This is a genomic window from Kitasatospora sp. NPDC042419 (genome assembly GCF_056437345.1).
The window spans coordinates 520,925-539,010 of the sequence record NZ_JBWKAW010000002.1 but is presented as its reverse complement, the minus strand read 5'-3'; the positions used below and the strand labels follow the sequence as shown (position 1 = coordinate 539,010).

At 67.8% G+C, this 18,086-nt stretch carries 29 protein-coding genes; all 29 read right to left on the bottom strand.

Annotation, left to right across the window (positions count from 1 at the left end; all coding sequences use genetic code 11):
- Nucleotides 1-346 precede the first annotated feature (346 nt).
- A complete protein-coding gene (locus tag AC067J_RS06285) occupies nt 347-2,020 on the bottom strand; it encodes an ABC-F family ATP-binding cassette domain-containing protein (protein WP_478296779.1) in 1,674 nt (557 codons plus the stop codon).
- Nucleotides 2,021-2,061: 41 nt separating this feature from the next.
- Nucleotides 2,062-2,973: a tRNA pseudouridine(38-40) synthase TruA gene (gene truA / locus AC067J_RS06280; protein WP_478296778.1), complete on the bottom strand. Its 912-nt coding sequence runs from the start codon at nt 2,971-2,973 to the stop codon at nt 2,062-2,064.
- A gap of 89 nt (nt 2,974-3,062) precedes the next feature.
- On the bottom strand, nt 3,063-3,539 hold the full coding sequence (gene rplQ / locus AC067J_RS06275) for a 50S ribosomal protein L17 (protein ID WP_478296777.1): 477 nt from the start codon (nt 3,537-3,539) through the stop codon (nt 3,063-3,065).
- 130 nt (nt 3,540-3,669) lie between these two features.
- The gene (locus AC067J_RS06270) at nt 3,670-4,692 is read right to left on the bottom strand and encodes a DNA-directed RNA polymerase subunit alpha (RefSeq protein WP_030232516.1); all 1,023 of its coding nucleotides are present in this window, start codon (nt 4,690-4,692) and stop codon (nt 3,670-3,672) included.
- Nucleotides 4,693-4,850: 158 nt separating this feature from the next.
- Complete coding sequence (gene rpsK / locus AC067J_RS06265) at nt 4,851-5,258, bottom strand: 30S ribosomal protein S11 (RefSeq protein WP_014136257.1); 408 nt, start codon at nt 5,256-5,258, stop codon at nt 4,851-4,853.
- Between the two features lie 72 nt (nt 5,259-5,330).
- Complete coding sequence (gene rpsM / locus AC067J_RS06260) at nt 5,331-5,711, bottom strand: 30S ribosomal protein S13 (protein ID WP_478296776.1); 381 nt, start codon at nt 5,709-5,711, stop codon at nt 5,331-5,333.
- Between the two features lie 179 nt (nt 5,712-5,890).
- On the bottom strand, nt 5,891-6,004 hold the full coding sequence (rpmJ, locus tag AC067J_RS06255; protein WP_003956441.1) for a 50S ribosomal protein L36: 114 nt from the start codon (nt 6,002-6,004) through the stop codon (nt 5,891-5,893).
- A gap of 32 nt (nt 6,005-6,036) precedes the next feature.
- The gene (gene infA / locus AC067J_RS06250) at nt 6,037-6,258 is read right to left on the bottom strand and encodes a translation initiation factor IF-1 (protein ID WP_003956442.1); all 222 of its coding nucleotides are present in this window, start codon (nt 6,256-6,258) and stop codon (nt 6,037-6,039) included.
- A gap of 169 nt (nt 6,259-6,427) precedes the next feature.
- Nucleotides 6,428-6,853 carry a large conductance mechanosensitive channel protein MscL gene (gene mscL, locus AC067J_RS06245; protein WP_478296775.1) on the bottom strand — a complete coding sequence of 142 codons (426 nt, stop codon included), beginning with the start codon at nt 6,851-6,853 and terminating at the stop codon, nt 6,428-6,430.
- A 181-nt stretch (nt 6,854-7,034) separates the two neighbouring features.
- Entirely contained in the window at nt 7,035-7,874 is an 840-nt protein-coding gene (map, locus tag AC067J_RS06240; RefSeq protein ID WP_478296774.1) for a type I methionyl aminopeptidase, read from the bottom strand.
- A gap of 129 nt (nt 7,875-8,003) precedes the next feature.
- Complete coding sequence (locus AC067J_RS06235) at nt 8,004-8,657, bottom strand: adenylate kinase (protein WP_327677854.1); 654 nt, start codon at nt 8,655-8,657, stop codon at nt 8,004-8,006.
- Entirely contained in the window at nt 8,657-9,967 is a 1,311-nt protein-coding gene (gene secY, locus AC067J_RS06230) for a preprotein translocase subunit SecY (RefSeq protein WP_478296773.1), read from the bottom strand. The genes AC067J_RS06235 and secY overlap by 1 nt, the downstream gene beginning before the upstream one ends.
- 324 nt (nt 9,968-10,291) lie before the next feature.
- Nucleotides 10,292-10,744: a 50S ribosomal protein L15 gene (rplO, locus tag AC067J_RS06225; RefSeq protein ID WP_478296772.1), complete on the bottom strand. Its 453-nt coding sequence runs from the start codon at nt 10,742-10,744 to the stop codon at nt 10,292-10,294.
- Between the two features lies 1 nt (nt 10,745).
- Entirely contained in the window at nt 10,746-10,928 is a 183-nt protein-coding gene (rpmD, locus tag AC067J_RS06220) for a 50S ribosomal protein L30 (protein ID WP_030300409.1), read from the bottom strand.
- Nucleotides 10,928-11,551 carry a 30S ribosomal protein S5 gene (gene rpsE, locus AC067J_RS06215; RefSeq protein ID WP_350542294.1) on the bottom strand — a complete coding sequence of 208 codons (624 nt, stop codon included), beginning with the start codon at nt 11,549-11,551 and terminating at the stop codon, nt 10,928-10,930. Before rpsE ends, rpmD begins: the two co-directional genes overlap by 1 nt.
- 48 nt (nt 11,552-11,599) lie before the next feature.
- A complete protein-coding gene (rplR, locus tag AC067J_RS06210) occupies nt 11,600-11,983 on the bottom strand; it encodes a 50S ribosomal protein L18 (RefSeq protein ID WP_329885379.1) in 384 nt (127 codons plus the stop codon).
- Nucleotides 11,984-11,986: 3 nt separating this feature from the next.
- Entirely contained in the window at nt 11,987-12,526 is a 540-nt protein-coding gene (gene rplF, locus AC067J_RS06205; RefSeq protein WP_478296771.1) for a 50S ribosomal protein L6, read from the bottom strand.
- A 22-nt stretch (nt 12,527-12,548) separates the two neighbouring features.
- Nucleotides 12,549-12,956 (bottom strand): 30S ribosomal protein S8, encoded by a 408-nt coding sequence (gene rpsH, locus AC067J_RS06200; protein ID WP_030055831.1) that lies wholly within the window; start codon nt 12,954-12,956, stop codon nt 12,549-12,551.
- Nucleotides 12,957-13,213: 257 nt separating this feature from the next.
- On the bottom strand, nt 13,214-13,399 hold the full coding sequence (locus AC067J_RS06195) for a type Z 30S ribosomal protein S14 (RefSeq protein ID WP_030393303.1): 186 nt from the start codon (nt 13,397-13,399) through the stop codon (nt 13,214-13,216).
- Nucleotides 13,400-13,403: 4 nt separating this feature from the next.
- On the bottom strand, nt 13,404-13,973 hold the full coding sequence (rplE, locus tag AC067J_RS06190; protein WP_030300393.1) for a 50S ribosomal protein L5: 570 nt from the start codon (nt 13,971-13,973) through the stop codon (nt 13,404-13,406).
- Nucleotides 13,973-14,284 (bottom strand): 50S ribosomal protein L24, encoded by a 312-nt coding sequence (gene rplX / locus AC067J_RS06185; RefSeq protein ID WP_030232484.1) that lies wholly within the window; start codon nt 14,282-14,284, stop codon nt 13,973-13,975. Before rplX ends, rplE begins: the two co-directional genes overlap by 1 nt.
- 15 nt (nt 14,285-14,299) lie before the next feature.
- Nucleotides 14,300-14,671 (bottom strand): 50S ribosomal protein L14, encoded by a 372-nt coding sequence (gene rplN / locus AC067J_RS06180; protein ID WP_030300391.1) that lies wholly within the window; start codon nt 14,669-14,671, stop codon nt 14,300-14,302.
- Nucleotides 14,672-14,773: 102 nt separating this feature from the next.
- Nucleotides 14,774-15,046, bottom strand: a complete 273-nt coding sequence (rpsQ, locus tag AC067J_RS06175; RefSeq protein ID WP_030055826.1) for a 30S ribosomal protein S17 — start codon at nt 15,044-15,046, stop codon at nt 14,774-14,776.
- Nucleotides 15,046-15,270, bottom strand: a complete 225-nt coding sequence (rpmC, locus tag AC067J_RS06170; RefSeq protein ID WP_030300387.1) for a 50S ribosomal protein L29 — start codon at nt 15,268-15,270, stop codon at nt 15,046-15,048. The genes rpsQ and rpmC overlap by 1 nt, the downstream gene beginning before the upstream one ends.
- Entirely contained in the window at nt 15,270-15,689 is a 420-nt protein-coding gene (gene rplP / locus AC067J_RS06165) for a 50S ribosomal protein L16 (protein ID WP_030232476.1), read from the bottom strand. Before rplP ends, rpmC begins: the two co-directional genes overlap by 1 nt.
- A gap of 5 nt (nt 15,690-15,694) precedes the next feature.
- Nucleotides 15,695-16,519 (bottom strand): 30S ribosomal protein S3, encoded by an 825-nt coding sequence (gene rpsC / locus AC067J_RS06160; protein WP_478296770.1) that lies wholly within the window; start codon nt 16,517-16,519, stop codon nt 15,695-15,697.
- Complete coding sequence (gene rplV, locus AC067J_RS06155; protein WP_095874452.1) at nt 16,519-16,866, bottom strand: 50S ribosomal protein L22; 348 nt, start codon at nt 16,864-16,866, stop codon at nt 16,519-16,521. Before rplV ends, rpsC begins: the two co-directional genes overlap by 1 nt.
- A gap of 57 nt (nt 16,867-16,923) precedes the next feature.
- Entirely contained in the window at nt 16,924-17,205 is a 282-nt protein-coding gene (rpsS, locus tag AC067J_RS06150) for a 30S ribosomal protein S19 (protein ID WP_035848164.1), read from the bottom strand.
- Between the two features lie 11 nt (nt 17,206-17,216).
- Entirely contained in the window at nt 17,217-18,053 is an 837-nt protein-coding gene (rplB, locus tag AC067J_RS06145) for a 50S ribosomal protein L2 (protein WP_380314099.1), read from the bottom strand.
- Nucleotides 18,054-18,086: the final 33 nt, after the last annotated feature.

Here is an 18,086-nt window from a genome sequence, read left to right as displayed (position 1 = left end):
GGAGCACCCGGTCGAGGGCATCAGCCTGGCCGCCTTGGACGCAATTCAAGGGGGGCCGCTGGGTGGTCGACCTGATATCTCCGGCGTACCGACCTCTCACGTGAGATAGAGCGAGCCAATACGCACATCAAGCGCCCAGGCTACCGGGCCCACCGGGGAGGGTCAAAATCCGCCCGCCGGAGCCCCGGCCCGGACGACCCCGATCAGCCCCGATCAGAGGTGATCGAGGTCCGGTCGGCCCCGGAACCGAACCGGTCGCCACGGGCCGCCGGCCGTCGCCACCGGTCCGCGCCGACCGCGGCCGGCCGCGGCCCGACCACGACCGGCCGGACCGGATCCGCCCTGGTCAGCGGTCCCGCTCGACCCGGGTGACGTCCCAGACGGGCTCCGCAGACTCGTAGACGCGACCGTCCGCGCCGAACACCAGGAAGCGGTCCAGGGACCGGGCGAACCAGCGGTCGTGCGTGACGCAGAGCACGGTGCCGTCGAAGGCCTCCAGCCCCGCCTGCAGCGCCTCCGCGCTCTCCAGGTCCAGGTTGTCGGTCGGCTCGTCGAGCAGCAGCGCCGTCACCCCGGAGAGCTCCAGCTTGAGGATCATCAGCCGGGCCTGCTGCCCGCCGGAGAGCGACTCGAACTTCTGCTCCTCCTGCCGGTCCAGCTCGTAGCGGCGCAGCACGCCCATCGCGGCGCCGCGGCTGAGCGCGTGCTCCTCCTCGACGATCGAGCGGACGGTGCGGCCGAGCAGCTCCGGGTGGGCGTGGGTCTGCCGGAAGTGGCCGGGCACCACCCGGGCGCCGAGCTTCCAGCCGCCGGAGTGCGCGACCGTCGCGTCCCCGGCGAGCAGCCGCAGGAAGTGCGACTTCCCGGAGCCGTTGGAGCCGAGGACCCCGATCCGCTCGCCGTAGAAGACCTCCAGGTCGAAGGGCTTCATCAGGCCGGTGAGCTCCAGCTGCTCCATGGTGAAGGCCCGCACGCCCGTCCGGCCGCCCTTGAGGCGCATGGTGATGTTCTGCTCGCGCGGCGGCTCCTCCGGGCGGCCCGCCTCCTCGAACTTCTTCAGCCGGGTCTGCGCGGCCGCGTAGCGGGTGGCCAGCGCGTGGCTGACGGAGGCGGCCTGGCGCAGGTTGACGACCAGCTTCTTGAGCTTGGCGTGCTCCTCGTCCCAGCGGCGGCCCAGCTCCTCGAAGCGGGCGAAGCGGTCCTTGCGGGCCTCGTGGAAGGAGTCGAACCCGCCGCCGTGGACCCAGACGCTGCTGCCGGCCGCGCCGGACTCGACGCTGATGATCTTCTCGGCGGTCCGCGAGAGCAGCTCACGGTCGTGCGAGATGTAGAGCACGGTCTTCGGGGTGGCCTTGATGGCCTCCTCCAGCCAGCGCTTGCCGGGGACGTCCAGGTAGTTGTCCGGCTCGTCCAGCAGCAGCACCTCCTCGGGGCCGCGCAGCAGCGCCTCCAGGACGAGGCGCTTCTGCTCGCCGCCGGAGAGCGTGTTGAGGCCGCGCCACTGGGCCTTGTCGAACGGCACGCCGAGGGCGGCCATGGTGCAGACGTCCCAGTCGGTCTCGTAGTCGTAGCCGCCGACGTCGGCCCAGTCGGAGAGCGCCTGGGCGTACGCCATCTGCGTCTTCTCGTCGTCCTGGGCGATCATCGCCAGCTCGGCGGCGTCGACCGCGCGGGCCGCGACGGCGATCCGCGCGGGGGCGACCGAGACCAGCAGGTCCCGGACGGAGGCGTCGGCGGGCAGCGGGGCCGGACCCTGCCGCTCCTCGTCCTCCTGCTTGCCCTCGCGGCCGGTGGTGCCGACGAACTGGCGCATCACGCCGAGGCCGCCGCTGATCGTCACCGAGCCGCCGTGCGGCTGGAGGTCGCCCGCGATCATGCGCAGCAGGGTGGTCTTGCCGGCGCCGTTGGCGCCGACCAGGGCGACCGCGGTGCCCTCGCCGACCCGGAAGGACGCGTCGTCGAACAGCACCCGCCCGTCCGGCAGGTAGTACTCAAGGTGCGAAATCTCGACGTGTCCCATGGGGACGATTCTCCCAAGCCCTCGCCCAGGACCAAAACGGATTACCCGACCGCCGGCTGTCCCGGCAGCGTGCGCATCCGGCGGGCCGCACGGTTGCGCTCGGCGAGCAGCTCGTCCGGCGGGTAGCCGACCTCCTCCAGGGTCAGCCCGTACGGCCGGATCACGTTGACGGCCGAGTTGCGGACCCCGCCCGCCAGCACCTCGCCGGGGAACTCCACCGGCCGGTGCCCGTCGCCGACCAGCAGCATCGCACCGACCAGGGCCCGCACCATGTTGTGGCAGAAGGCGTCGGCCCGGACGGTGGCCACCGCGAGCGAGCCCTCCTGCGCGGCGTAGGTGTCCACCGGGACGCGGTCCCAGCGCAGCTCCAGCAGGGTGCGGATGGTGGTGGCGCCCTCGCGCTTCTTGCAGTACGCGGCGAAGTCGTGCTCGCCGAGCAGCAGTTCGGCGGCGGCGTTCATCCGGTCGACGTCGAGGGGCCGGTCGTGCCAGAGCACGTGCCCGCGCAGCAGCGGGTCGACCCCGCCGGGGTGGTCGGCGACCCGGTAGGCGTAGCGGCGCCAGATCGCCGAGAAGCGGGCGTCGAAGCCCGCGGGGGCCTCGCTCACCCGGTAGATCCGGACGTCGCCGGGGAGGCGCCCGGCCAGCCGGCGGAGCAGCTTCCCGCCGTGCTGCGCCCACAGCTCGTCCGGCAGGTCGACGTGGGCGACCTGGCCCCGGGCGTGCACGCCGGCGTCCGTGCGGCCGGCCACGGTCAGGGGGAAGTGCTCCTGGCTGCGGGTGACGATCTGCAGCGCGGTCTCGATCTCCTCCTGGACGGTGCGGCGGCCGCCGCGCTGGCGGGCCCAGCCGGAGAACTCGGCGCCCTGGTAGGCGAGGTCGAGCCGGATCCGGACGTACCCGTCGGCGGGGCCGTCCTTGACCGGCGGCCGCTCGGCGCAATCGTTGACCACTGCTTCTCTCCCAGAGGGGTCCCAGACAGAAAGGAACGGGCCCGCTCCCCCACGGAGGGGGGAACGGGCCCGCACTACACCGGAAGGTGTCAGGCCTGCTCGGCAGCCTCGGCCTCGTCGGCCTTGGTCGCCTCGACCTTGGCCTCGGCCTCCTTGACGGCGCGCTTGGTGGCGCCCTCGGCCTCGCCGACGGCGGTCTGCGCGACGGTCAGCGCCTCGACCAGCTCGATCACGGCCATCGGCGCGTTGTCGCCGCGGCGACCGCCGATCTTGGTGATGCGGGTGTAGCCACCCGGGCGGTTCTCGTAGCGCGGCGCGATCTCGGTGAAGAGGGTGTGCAGCACCGAGATGTCGGTGATGGTCTTGCGCACCAGGCGACGGTTGTGGATGTCGCCCTTCTTCGCCTTGGTGATCAGCTTCTCCGCCAGCGGGCGCAGGCGGCGGGCCTTGGCCTCGGTGGTGGTGATGCGGCCGTACTGGAACAGCTCACGGGCCAGACCGGCGAGCAGCAGGGGCTCGTGGTGCGGGCCGCCGCCGAGGCGGGCACCCTTGGTGGGACGCGGCATGGAATTACTCCTCGAATCTCCGACTGCGGCCGTACCAGGTACCGCAGCGGGCGTACGGGCACGGTGCCCGTACGGCTTTCACTGACCCGCCGGAACGGCCGCCGGAGCGGCCGTTCCCACGGTCAAACTCTTAGTACTGCTCGGTCTCCGCGTAACCCGCGTCGTCCAGGTCGTCGGCGCCGAAGGCGTCGGCAGCGGCGGTCGGGTCGAACCCGGGCGGGCTGTCCTTGAGGGCCAGGCCCATGCCGGCCAGCTTCGCCTTGACCTCGTCGATCGACTTCGCACCGAAGTTGCGGATGTCGAGCAGGTCGGCCTCGGAGCGGGCGACGAGCTCACCCACGGTGTGGATGCCCTCGCGCTTGAGGCAGTTGTAGGAGCGGACGGTGAGCTCCAGCTCCTCGATCGGCAGCGCCAGGTCGGCGGCCAGGGCGGCGTCCGTGGGGGACGGGCCCATGTCGATGCCCTCGGCGTCGATGTTCAGCTCGCGGGCGAGGCCGAACAGCTCGACCAGGGTCTTGCCGGCCGAGGCCATGGCGTCGCGCGGACGCATGGCGGGCTTGGTCTCGACGTCGACGATCAGCTTGTCGAAGTCGGTCCGCTGCTCGACACGGGTGGCCTCGACCTTGTAGGTGACCTTCAGCACGGGGCTGTAGATCGAGTCGACCGGGATGCGGCCGATCTCCTGGCCGGAAGCCTTGTTCTGCACGGCGGAGACGTAGCCGCGACCGCGCTCGACGGTCAGCTCCATCTCCAGCTTGCCCTTGCCGTTCAGCGTCGCGAGGACCAGCTCGGGGTTGTGCACCTCGACACCGGCCGGCGGGGCGATGTCGGCGGCGGTGACCACACCCGGGCCCTGCTTGCGCAGGTACATCACGACCGGCTCGTCGTGCTCCGAGGAGACGACCAGCTGCTTGATGTTGAGGATGAGGTCGGTGACGTCCTCCTTGACGCCCGGCACGGTGGTGAACTCGTGCAGGACGCCGTCGACGCGGATGCTGGTGACAGCGGCACCCGGGATCGAGGACAGGAGGGTGCGGCGGAGCGAGTTGCCGAGGGTGTAGCCGAAGCCCGGCTCCAGCGGCTCGATCACGAACCGCGAGCGGAATTCGTCGACGACCTCTTCGGTCAGCGAGGGGCGCTGAGCGATCAGCATGTTTTCAGATCCTCCAGTGGTCTTCGGCACCCACTATTTGATGCCGAACAGAACCAGCGTACGGGGTCCCGCGCGGTGAGTGTCACCGCGCGGGACCCCGCACGTGGTTTACAGCAAGTACCCGGCGTGACCGGAGTCTCCCCCGAGGGGGAAACGGGTCAGACGCGGCGGCGCTTCGGCGGGCGGCAGCCGTTGTGCGGGGTGGGGGTGACGTCCTGGATCGAGCCGACCTCCAGGCCGGTGGCCTGGAGCGAACGGATCGCGGTCTCGCGGCCGGAGCCCGGACCCTTCACGAAGACGTCGACCTTGCGCATGCCGTGCTCCTGCGCGCGACGGGCAGCGGCCTCGGCGGCCATCTGCGCGGCGAACGGGGTGGACTTGCGCGAGCCCTTGAAGCCGACGTGGCCGGCGGAGGCCCAGGAGATCACGTTGCCCGAGGGGTCGGTGATCGAAACGATGGTGTTGTTGAACGTGCTCTTGATGTGCGCGTGGCCGTGAGCGACGTTCTTCTTTTCCTTGCGGCGGATCTTCTTCGCGCCGGCAGCCTGACGACCCTTGGGGGGCATAAGTCTGTTCTCCTACTGAGGTGGTCGGTCCGCTGACCCGCGGGCCGGAGGGATGTCCGGTTACGGGACGGACTACTTCTTGCCCGGCTTCTTCTTGCCGGCGATCGCGCGACGCGGGCCCTTGCGGGTACGCGCGTTGGTGTGGGTGCGCTGGCCGCGGACCGGCAGGCCGCGGCGGTGACGCAGACCCTCGTAGCAGCCGATCTCGACCTTGCGGCGGATGTCGGCCTGCACCTCACGGCGGAGGTCACCCTCGACCGTGTAGTTGGCGTCGATGTACTGGCCCAGCTTGACGAGGTCTTCCTCGGTGATGTCGCGAACGCGGACATCCGGGTTGACACCGGTCTCGGCCAGGGTCTGCTGGGCGCGGGTACGGCCGATGCCGTACACGTAGGTAAGGGCGATCTCGATCCGCTTCTCACGGGGGAGATCAACGCCGGCGAGGCGTGCCATTCATGGCTCCTGTGGTTCTTCAGAGGTCTCGCGTGCTACCTACTCCTTCGCCTCTCGACGATGGAGCCCCGGCCTCTGACCGGGGGTGGCAGTCCGTCCTCGAACGGACGGATCGGGTAGCCCGCTTATGACGTTTTCGCGTCGCGCGAAGTACTACGAGAAATGCTGGGGGGAACTGATCAGCCCTGGCGCTGCTTGTGGCGCAGGTTGTCGCAGATCACCATGACCCGGCCGTGACGGCGGATCACCTTGCACTTGTCGCAGATCTTCTTGACGCTCGGCTTGACCTTCATGTTCAGGTTCTCCGGGTCTAGATCTGACGTTATTACTTGTAGCGGTAGACGATCCGGCCGCGCGTGAGGTCGTAGGGGCTGAGCTCCACCACGACCCGGTCGTCCGGCAGGATGCGGATGTAGTGCATGCGCATCTTGCCACTGATGTGCGCGAGGACCTTGTGACCGTTCTGCAGCTCGACCTTGAACATCGCGTTCGGAAGAGACTCGATCACGGTGCCCTCGATCTCAATGGCGCCTTGCTTCTTAGCCATGAACTGCGAGATCCACCTTCCGGGACCGGCTACCGTATGCGGAACGCTCGTGCGAACCTGGGTCCACCCCGACCCCCGGAGGGGAAGAGGGCGCGCTGAAGCACGCTACGAGTGAGCCGACGGTCCATCCTACGCCAGCGGGCGGGGTGGACCAAAACCGGGGCTCCGGTCAGTGCTGGGCGACGACCCTCAGCGGCTCGACGTGGGCGGTGCAGGCGGAGCAGCGGCTGGCCGCCTCGGGGATCTCGGTCAGGCACTCCGGGCAGGGGCGCTTCGGGACCTTCGGCTTCTTGGGCATGTACCGGGCGGTGGCCTTGGTCACCGGCAGGACGACGCAGAAGTAGAGCACCGCGGCGGTCATCAGGAACGCGATCAGCACGTTCAGGAACTGGCCGTACGGGAAGGTGACCCCCGCGACCGTCGCCTTGTACGAGCTGAAGTCGCCGGCGGCGCCGACCACCACACCCACCAGCGGGGTGAGGAAGGCGGACACGAAGCCGGTCACCACACCGGTGAACGCGGCACCGATGACCACACCGACCGCCATGTCGACGACGTTGCCGCGCATCATGAAGTCGCGGAATCCCTTGAGCACTGCTCTCTCCTGCTCGATCGAGGCGGCCGGAGGCCGCTTGAAGCCCTGAACCCACTGCCAGCCGATAAAAATAGGACAAAAGCCCTGGAGGTCCAAACCTCCAGGGCTCTGATCCCTTGTCAGACGCGGCAGTCGGCCGCCCCGGCGGCGGCGTTCCGCCGCCCGGTCCGGGCTCCGGCGACTAGCCGAGCGGGTCCGGAGCTGCGGTGATGCCCAGCTTGGCCAGCTCGGCCTTCCCGCCGTCGAAGGCGGTCAGCACCAGCGGACCCTGCTCGGTCACGGCCACCGAGTGCTCCCAGTGCGAGGCCCAGGTGCCGTCGTTCGTCACGACGGTCCAGTCGTCCTCCAGCACGGTCGTGTGCGGGGTGCCGAGCGACACCATGGGCTCGATGGCCAGCACGGTGCCGGGGATCAGCTTGGGGCCCTTCCCGCGGCCGCGCTCGACGTAGTTCAGGACGTGCGGCTCCATGTGCATCGCGGTGCCGATGCCGTGGCCGCCGTAGCCCTCGGTGATGCCCCACTTGCCCTTCGGCGGCAGCGGCTGGCGGCGGATGAAGCCCTCGATCGCCTTGGAGACGTCGACCAGGCGGTTGCCCTTCTTCATCTGGGCGATGCCGGCCCACATCGAGCCCTCGGTGACGCGGCTCAGCATCTCCACCTCGGGCCGGACCTCGCCGACCGCCACGGAGATCGCCGAGTCGCCGTGCCAGCCGTCCAGGATGGCGCCGCAGTCGATCGAGATCAGGTCGCCCTCCTGCAGCACCCGGTCACCGGGGATGCCGTGCACGACCTCGTTGTTCACCGAGGCGCAGATCACACCGGGGAACCAGAGCCCGCCGTGGTGGGCACGGAAGTTGGACGTGGCGCCGTGGTCGGTGATGACCTTGTCCGCGATGTCGTTGAGCTCCTGGGTGGTAATCCCCGGGGCGACCGCCTCGCGGCACGCCTTGAGCGCCTCGGCGACGACCAGTCCGGCCGCCCGCATCTTCGCGATCTGCTCGGAGGTCTTGATCTCCACCATCTGGTCACGCCTTCCTTCGTTTCCCGCGCGGTCCTTGCCGGGCGGCCGTGCACTCGTTCCACCGTACGACGCCGCACGGCCGCGCTGCCCGGGACGGGCAACGCGGCCGTGGGTACGCCGCTGAAAATCTCAGCTGTCCTGCTTCAGCGCCTCGATCGCGCGGGCGGTGACCTCGTCCACCTTGCCGAGGGCCGGGATCGTCGCGATCAGGCCCTGCTGGCGGTAGTAGTCGATGATCGGCTCGGTCTCCGTGTGGTAGACCTCCAGCCGGGTCCGCACCTTGTCCTCGGTGTCGTCCGAGCGCTGGTACAGCTCGCCGCCGCACTCGTCGCAGACGCCCTCGGCCTTCGGCGGGTTGTAGTCCACGTGGAAGACGTGGCCACCGTCGTTGCGGCACAGGCGGCGGCCGGCGATGCGCCGGACCACCTCGTCCTCGGGGACCTCCAGGTCCAGCACACCGTCGAGCTTGATGCCCTGCTCGGTGAGGAACTCGTCCAGCGCCTTGGCCTGGCCCAGGTTGCGCGGGAAGCCGTCCAGCAGGAAGCCGGCGGCGGCGTCCTCCTGGAGCATCCGGTCCTTGGCCATCCCGATCGTGACCTCGTCCGGCACCAGCCGGCCCGCGTCCATGTAGCTCTTGGCCTCGACGCCGAGAGGCGTGCCCTGGCCGATGTTGGCGCGGAAGAGGTCGCCGGTGGAGATGTGGGGAATGGACAGGGTCTTGGCCAGGACGTGCGCCTGAGTACCCTTCCCTGCCCCGGGAGGCCCGACGAGGACGATACGCATCAGCGGAGGAACCCTTCGTAATTGCGCTGCTGGAGCTGGCTCTCGATCTGCTTCACAGTTTCGAGTCCGACGCCGACGACGATGAGCACGCTGGTGCCGCCGAACGGGAAGTTGGTCTGCTGTCCGAAGGCGACCAGGGCGATCATCGGGATCAACGCGATCAGGCCCAGGTAGAGCGAACCCGGCCACGTGATGCGGGTGAGCACGTAGTTCAGGTACTCGGCCGTCGGACGGCCGGCCCGGATACCCGGGATGAACCCACCATACTTCTTCATGTTGTCGGCAACTTCTTCGGGGTTGAAGGAGATGGCGACGTAGAAGAAGGCGAAGAAGACGATCAGCAGGAAGTACGTGGCCATGTAGACCGGGTGGTCACCGCGGACGAAGTGCTGGTTGATCCAGACCGCCCAGCCGGACTGGCTGTTGGTCAGCTGGACCACCAGAGCCGGGATGTACAGCAGCGACGAGGCGAAGATGACCGGGATGACGCCGGCCTGGTTCACCTTGAGGGGGATGTAGGTCGATGTGCCGCCGAACGCCCGGCGGCCGATCATCCGCTTCGCGTACTGGACCGGGATCCTCCGCTGCGCCTGCTCGACGAAGATGACGAGCATCACAACGATGACGCCGATCGCGATGACGGAGAGGAACTCGACCCAGCCGCCGCCGATGGTGCCGGAACCCTTGATGGCCCACATCGAGGTCGGGAACTGCGCGGCGATCGAGGTGAAGATCAGCAGCGACATGCCGTTGCCGATACCGCGGTCGGTGATCAGCTCGCCCAGCCACATGATCACCGTGGTGCCGGCGGTCATGGTCAGGACCATCACGGCGATCCGGAAGACCCCGGTGTCCGGCACGATCTGGTTGGCGTAGACGCAGCCGGAGAACAGCGCGCCGCTGGAGGCCGTCGCCACGATGCCGGTGCCCTGGAGCACCGCGAGCGCGATGGTCAGGTACCGGGTGTACTGCGTGATCTTCGCGGTGCCGGACTGGCCCTCCTTCTTGAGCGCCTCGAGTCGCGGGATCACGACCGTGAGGAGCTGAAGGATGATGCTCGCCGTGATGTACGGCATGATGCCGAGGGCGAAGATCGTCAGCTGGAGGAGCGCGCCACCGCTGAACAGGTTGACCAGTCCGAAGAGGCCGTTGTTCTTGGTCTCCTTGATACAGGCGTGAACCGCCTGGAAGTCCACCCCTGGGACAGGGATGTGCGAGCCCAGCCGGAACAGCACCATGATGCCCAGCGTGAACAGCAGCTTCTTGCGCAGGTCGGGCGTCTGGAACGCCCGCGCGAACGCACTGAGCACGGTGCCTCCTGCGCCTCCCGCGCGTCGTCGGCGGGAGGGTCGGTCCTGAATGGGGAGTTTGCGGTTCGGGCTCCCGTACAGACGGCACAGGCGAGCCTACGCGCAGCCTACAAGGGAACTCCACGGACTCTAACAGTGCGCGGCCACTCGAAAGAAGCGCGTACCGCCCCTCCCCCACTCACGGGGTACGGGATGCCCGGTTTTGGCACACAAAAGAACGAGGGCGGATCAACCGGATCCGGACCCGCGGAAAACGGGGCGGCCGGAAATGGCGCGAGCCCCGCACCTCCCGGAGGAGGTGCGGGGCTCGCGTGGTCAGCGGGCTCAGACGAGCTCGGTGACGGTACCGCCGGCGGCGGTGATCTTCTCGGTGGCCGAGCCGGAGACGGCGTCGACCGTCACCTGCAGGGCGACCGAGATCTCGCCGGTGCCGAGCACCTTGACGAGGGAGTTCTTGCGAACCGCGCCCTTGGCGACCAGGTCCTCGACAGTGACCTCGCCACCCTGCGGGTAGAGCTCGGCCAGCTTGTCGAGGTTGACAACCTGGAACGTGATCTTGAACGGGTTCTTGAAGCCCTTCAGCTTCGGCAGGCGCATGTGGAGGGGCATCTGGCCACCCTCGAAGCGCTGCGGAACCTGGTAGCGGGCCTTGGTGCCCTTGGTACCACGACCGGCGGTCTTACCCTTGGAGCCTTCACCACGGCCGACACGGATCTTGTCGGTCTTGGCACCCGGGGCGGGACGCAGGTTGTGGATCTTGATCGGCGAGTCCGCCATGTCAGTCCACCTCCTCGACCGTGACGAGGTGACGCACGGTCTGGGCCATCCCGCGGATCTCGGGACGGTCCTCCTTGACGACCACATCGTGCATGCGCTTCAGACCCAGCGAGCGCAGCGTCTCGCGGTGGTTCTGCTTGCTGCCGATGTAGGACTTGGTCTGCGTGATCTTCAGGCGAGCCATCAGGCGCTCACCCCTGCAGCAGCCCGAGCACGCAGCAGACCGGCCGGAGCCACGTCCTCGAGCGGCAGGCCACGGCGGGCCGCGACCTCCTCGGGGCGCTGGATCTGCTTCAGCGCGGCAACCGTGGCGTGCACGATGTTGATCGCGTTGTCCGAGCCGAGCGACTTCGACAGGATGTCGTGAACGCCGGCGCACTCCAGGACGGCACGCACCGGGCCACCGGCGATAACGCCGGTACCGGGGGCGGCGGGCTTCAGCAGCACGACGCCGGCGGCCTTCTCGCCCTGAACGGGGTGCGCGATGGTGCCCTGGATACGGGGGACCTTGAAGAAGTTCTTCTTGGCCTCCTCAACACCCTTGGCGATGGCGGCCGGAACCTCCTTCGCCTTCCCGTAACCAACACCCACGGTGCCCTCGCCATCGCCCACCACGACCAGCGCGGTGAAGGAGAAACGACGACCACCCTTGACAACCTTGGCGACGCGGTTGATCGCGACGACGCGCTCGACGTAAGCGGTCTTCTCGACGGCGGGGGCGTTACCCCGGTCGTCACGCTTACGGTCGCGCCGCTCGCCACCGGTGCCGCCGCCGGCGCCGCTACCGCGGCGCTGGGGTCCAGCCATTGGAATTACCTCTCTCGATTACGTCCGTCGACTGAGCCGACGAGCGGCTTAGAAGTCGAGCCCGGCCTCGCGGGCCGCGTCCGCCAGGGCGGCGATGCGGCCGGCGTACCGGTTGCCCGCGCGGTCGAAGACGACCGACTCGATGCCGGCGGCCTTGGCGCGCTCGGCGACCAGGCTCCCGACCTTCTTGGCCAGCTCGGTCTTGTCGCCCTCGGCGCCCTTGATGGACACGTCGAGGGTGGACGCCGACGCCAGGGTGTGACCCTGCGCGTCGTCGATGACCTGGGCGACCATGTGACGGTTCGAACGCGTCACAACGAGGCGCGGACGCACCTCGGTGCCGACGACGCGCTTGCGAACGCGGATCGCGCGGCGCTTGCGAGCGGCGCTCTTGTAGGCGTTGCCCTTGCCGATCTTGACAGAGACGCTCATCGCTTACTTACCACTCTTTCCGACCTTGCGGCGGATGACCTCGCCCGCGTACTTGACGCCCTTGGCCTTGTACGGGTCGGGCTTGCGCAGCTTGCGGATCTTCGCGGCGACCTCGCCGACCTTCTGCTTGTCGATGCCGTCCACGTGGAACTTGGTGGGCGACTCGACCACGAAGGAGATGCCCTCCGGGGCCTCGACCAGGATCGGGTGGCTGTAGCCGAGCTGGAACTCCATGTCGGAGCCCTTCGCAGCGACTCGGTAACCAACACCGCTGATCTCCAGCGACTTGCGGTAGCCCGCGGTCACGCCGGTGATCATGTTCGCCACCAGCGTGCGGGAAAGGCCGTGCAGGGCCTTCGACAGACGCTCGTCGTTGGGGCGGGTGACGACCAGAGTGCCGTCCTCGCCCTTGCCGATCTCGATCGGCGCGGCGACAAGGTGGGTGAGGGAGCCCTTGGGGCCCTTCACCGAGACCGCCTGGCCATCGATGGTGACGTCCACGCCGGCGGGAACCGGGATGGGCAGCCGTCCAATGCGCGACATTGCTGTACCTCCGTTTCCCGAATTACCAGACGTAGGCGAGAACTTCTCCGCCTACGCCCTTCTTGGCAGCCTGCTTGTCGGTGAGGAGACCCGAGGACGTGGAGATGATCGCCACGCCCAGGCCGCCGAGCACCTTCGGCAGGTTGGTGGACTTTGCGTAGACCCGCAGGCCCGGCTTGCTGATCCGCTTGATGCCAGCGATCGAGCGCTCACGGTTGGGGCCGAACTTGAGCTCGATGGTCAGCTTCTTGCCGACCTCGCCCTCGACGGGCTCCTCAACCTTGTAGGAGGAGATGTACCCCTCCTGCTGCAGGATCTCGGCGACGTGCGCCTTGATCTTGCTGGCCGGCATCGCCACGGAGTCGTGGTACGCCGAGTTAGCGTTACGCAGACGCGTGAGCATGTCTGCGATGGGGTCGGTCATGGTCATGATGGCCTCAGGCCTCTCTCGCCGTGGTTTCTCCGCGCAAGGTCCCCCGTACTCCGGTGGAGTACGGGGCACAGGCGCAGGGGACCTACGACGTAGTAAGTCTGGGTGCGAGCCCTCCGAAGAGGATCAGCGACCGCTATGGAACGGCCGTGACGGGGGCCCGACCCCACAACCTTACGGGATTCCGTACGGGAGCCCAAAAAAGGGCCGTGTGGGATCGGGCACCCTGCTACGCGTGGTGTGCCTTGAACCCTGGGTTACCAGGAGCTCTTGGTCACGCCCGGCAGCTCGCCGCGGTGCGCCATCTCACGGAGGCAGACACGGCAGAGGCCGAACTTGCGGTACACCGAGTGCGGACGACCGCAGCGCTGGCACCGGGTGTAGGCCCGGACGCCGAACTTCGGCTTCCGCTCGGCCTTCGCGATGAGGGACTTCTTCGCCATTGGCTCACGCCTCCTTGAACGGGAAGCCCAGAGCGCGCAGGAGCGCCCGGCCCTCGTCGTCGGTCTGAGCGGTGGTCACGACGGTGATGTCCATACCGCGCTGACGGTCGACCTTGTCCTGGTCGATCTCGTGGAACATAACCTGCTCGGTCAGACCGAAGGTGTAGTTGCCACGGCCGTCGAACTGCTTCGGGGAGAGGCCACGGAAGTCACGGATACGCGGCAGGGCCAGCGACACCAGACGGTCCAGGAACTCCCACATGCGGTCACCACGGAGGGTGACGTGGGTGCCGATCGGCTGGCCCTCGCGCAGCTTGAACTGCGCGATGGACTTACGGGCCTTGGTCACGGCCGGCTTCTGACCGGTGATCGCGGTCAGGTCGCGGATCGCGCCCTCGATCAGCTTGCTGTCACGGGCGGCCTCGCCGACACCCATGTTGACGACGACCTTGACCAGGCCGGGCGTCAGCATGACGTTCTCGTACGAGAACTGCTCCTGCAGCTGACCCTTGATCTCGGAGTTGTAACGCTCCTTGAGACGGGGGGTCACCTTCTCAACAGACGTCTCAGACATCAGATGTCCTCACCGGTTCGCTTGGCAACGCGGATCTTGTTGCCCTCGTCGTCGAAGCGGTAGCCAACGCGGGTGACGACCTTCTTGCCGTCCTTCTCCACGACCAGCTGGACGTTGGAGACGTGCACCGGGGCCTCAACGGTGACAATGCCACCCTGGGTGCCCGGACCCGGCTTGGTGTGCTTCTTGACCCGGTTCACACCCTCGACCAGGACCTTGTTCTCAGCCGGCATGGCCTGGATGACCTTGCCCTGCTTGCCCTTGTCCTTGCCGGTGATGACCTGAACCAGGTCACCCTTCTTGATCTTCATGCTGTTTGCCATAGGTCAGAGCACCTCCGGCGCCAGCGAGATGATCTTCATGAACTTCTTGTCACGCAGCTCGCGGCCCACCGGGCCGAAGATGCGGGTACCGCGGGGGTCACCATCGGTGTTCTTCAGAACGACCGCGGCGTTCTCGTCGAAACGGATGTACGAGCCATCCGGACGACGACGCTCCTTGACGGTGCGGACGACGACGCACTTGACGACGTCACCCTTCTTCACCGAACCGCCGGGGATCGCGTCCTTGACGGTCGCGACGATGACGTCCCCGATACCGGCGTAGCGGCGACCGGAACCACCGAGAACACGGATGCAAAGGATTTCCTTGGCACCAGTGTTGTCGGCGACACGCAGTCGCGACTCCTGCTGGATCACAGCTTTCTCCTGATCGTCAACGAGAGTCGACGGGCCGGCCGCTGCTCACACCGGCGCCCCTGGGGGACCCGTTGCACATACGGCCGTACCACATCGGCTTCGTTACTTGGCCTTCTCGAGGATCTCGACGACGCGCCAGCGCTTCGTCGCGGACAGCGGGCGGGTCTCCGCGAGGAGGACCCGGTCGCCGATGCCGCAGGCGTTCGCCTCGTCGTGCGCCTTCAGCTTGTTCGTACGGCGGATGACCTTGCCGTACAGAGCGTGCTTGACGCGGTCCTCGACGGCGACGACGACGGTCTTGTCCATCTTGTCGCTGACGACGAGACCCTCACGGGTCTTGCGGAAACCGCGCGTCTCGTTGGTGTTCTCAGTCATCAGGCGTTCTCCACCGTCTCGATGCCCAGCTCGCGCTCGCGCATCAGGGTGTAGATCCGCGCGATGTCCTTACGGACGAGCTTGAGCCGTCCGTGGTTGTCGAGCTGCCCGGTCGCCGCCTGGAAGCGGAGGTTGAACAGCTCCTCCTTGGCCTCGCGCAGCTTGGCAACGAGACCCTCGTTGTCCAGCTGGCGGAGGTCAGCAGCCTTGGTAGCGGCCGACATCAGCTCTCACCGTCCTCGCGCCGGACGATCCGGCACTTCATCGGCAGCTTGTGAGCAGCGCGGGTGAGCGCCTCACGAGCAACCTTCTCGTTCGGGTACGACAGCTCGAACATGACCCGACCCGGGTGCACGTTCGCGATCCACCACTCCGGCGAACCCTTACCGGAACCCATGCGGGTCTCGGCCGGCTTCTTGGTCAGCGGACGGTCCGGGTAGATGTTGATCCAGACCTTGCCGCCACGGCGGATGTGACGGGTGATCGCGATACGAGCGGACTCGATCTGACGGTTCGTCACGTAGGCCGGGGTCACGGCCTGGATGCCGAACTGGCCGAACGCCAGCTCGGTGCCACCCTTGGCAGCGCCGCGGCGCTTCGGGTGGTGCTGCTTGCGGTGCTTGACCCGACGGGGGATCAGCATTGCGGTCAGGCCTCCGTTCCGGTGTTCTCGGCAGCCGGAGTCTCGGCGGCCGCGGCCGCGGGGGCCTCGGCAGCGGCGGGACGACGGCCACGGCCACCGCGCTCGCCACCACGGCGCTCGCCACCGCGGGCGGGACGACCACCCTCGGGACGGGCCGGGCGGTTGCCCGAGCGGGCAGCGGCGTTCTCAGCGCGGACCTCGGCGATGTTCTTGACGTCGCCCTTGTAGATCCAGACCTTCACGCCGATGCGGCCGAAGGTCGTCTTGGCCTCGAAGAAGCCGTAGTCGACGTTCGCGCGCAGGGTGTGCAGCGGCACACGGCCCTCGCGGTAGAACTCCGAACGGCTCATCTCGGCGCCGCCGAGACGACCGGAGCACTGGACCTTGATGCCCTTGGCGCCGGACTTCATGGTGCCCTGCATCGACTTGCGCATGGCACGACGGAAGGAGACGCGGGAGGACAGCTGCTCCGCGACGCCCTGAGCCACGAGCTGGGCGTCCAGCTCGGGGTTCTTGACCTCGAGGATGTTCAGCTGGACCTGCTTGCCGGTCAGCTTCTCGAGGTCGCCGCGGATGCGGTCGGCCTCGGTGCCGCGGCGGCCGATGACGATGCCGGGGCGGGCGGTGTGGATGTCGACGCGGACGCGGTCGCGGGTGCGCTCGATCTCGACCTTGGAGATGCCGGCGCGCTCCATGCCCTTCGTCATCATGCGACGAATGGCAACGTCTTCCTTGACGTAGTCCTTGTACAGCTTGTCGGCGTACCAGCGGGACTTGAAGTCCGTGCTGATGCCGAGGCGGAACCCGTGCGGGTTAACCTTCTGGCCCATTACCGGGTCCCTTCCTTGCTGCTGACGACCACGGTGATGTGGCTGGTCCGCTTGCGGATCCGGTAGGCACGGCCCTGGGCACGCGGACGGAACCGCTTCAGGGTCGGACCCTCGTCAACGTACGCCTCGGAGATGTAGAGGTCGTCCACGTTGGAGTGGTTGTAGTTGTGCGCGGCGTTGGCAATGGCGCTGTCGAGCACCTTGCCGACCGGCACGGTGGCTGCCTGCGGAGCGAAACGCAGGACGGCCTGGGCCTCCGTGGCCGGAAGGCCACGGATGAGGTCCACCACGCGGCGGGCCTTCATGGGCGTCACGCGGATGTACCGCGCCTGTGCCCTGGCTTCCATGGTTGTCCCCTTAATGGAGTAAGTCATTGAGTCGGTCTGGCTTTCAAGCTCAGGCGACTAGCGACGCTTCGACTTGCGGTCGTCCTTGACGTGGCCGCGGAAAGTGCGGGTCGGAGCGAACTCGCCCAGCTTGTGGCCGACCATCGACTCGGTGACGAACACCGGGACGTGCTTGCGACCATCGTGAACCGCGATCGTGTGGCCGAGCATGCTCGGGGAGATCACGGAGCGACGGGACCAGGTCTTGATGACGTTCTGGGTACCCGCCTCGTTCTGAGCGTCCACCTTCTTGATGAGGTGGCCGTCGATGAAGGGGCCCTTCTTGAGACTGCGCGGCATCTGACCTGCTCCTAGCGCTTCTTGTTGGTCTTGCGGCGGCGCACGATGAGCTTGTCCGACGCCTTGTTCGGGCGACGGGTACGGCCCTCGGGCTTACCCCACGGCGAGACCGGGTGGCGACCACCGGAGGTCTTACCCTCACCACCACCGTGCGGGTGGTCGATCGGGTTCATGGCCACACCACGCACGGTCGGGCGGACGCCCTTCCAGCGCATACGGCCGGCCTTGCCCCAGTTGATGTTCGACTGCTCGGCGTTGCCGACCTCGCCGACCGTGGCGCGGCAGCGCGCGTCAACCAGGCGGATCTCACCGGAGGGCATGCGCAGGTGCGCCATCTTGCCCTCACGCGCCAGCAGCTGGATGCCGGAACCGGCCGAGCGGGCCAGCTTGGCACCGCCGCCGGGACGCAGCTCCACCGCGTGGATGGTGGTACCGACCGGGATGTTGCGCAGCGGCAGGTTGTTGCCCGGCTTGATGTCGGCCGCGGGGCCGTTCTCGATCCGGTCACCCTGCGCGATGCCGCGCGGCGCGATGATGTAGCGCTTCTCGCCGTCCGCGTAGTGCAGGAGCGCGATGCGCGCGGTGCGGTTCGGGTCGTACTCGATGTGCGCGACCTTGGCCGGCACGCCGTCCTTGTCGTGACGACGGAAGTCGATCACACGGTAGGCGCGCTTGTGACCGCCACCCTGGTGGCGAGCGGTGACACGACCGGCGTTGTTACGGCCGCCCTTGCTGTGCAGCGGGCGAACCAGCGACTTCTCCGGCGTGGACCGCGTGATTTCGACGAAGTCGGCCACGCTGGAGCCACGACGGCCCGGCGTAGTCGGCTTGTACTTGCGGATACCCATTTTCGTCCTCGTCTTGATCGACGATCACGGCCT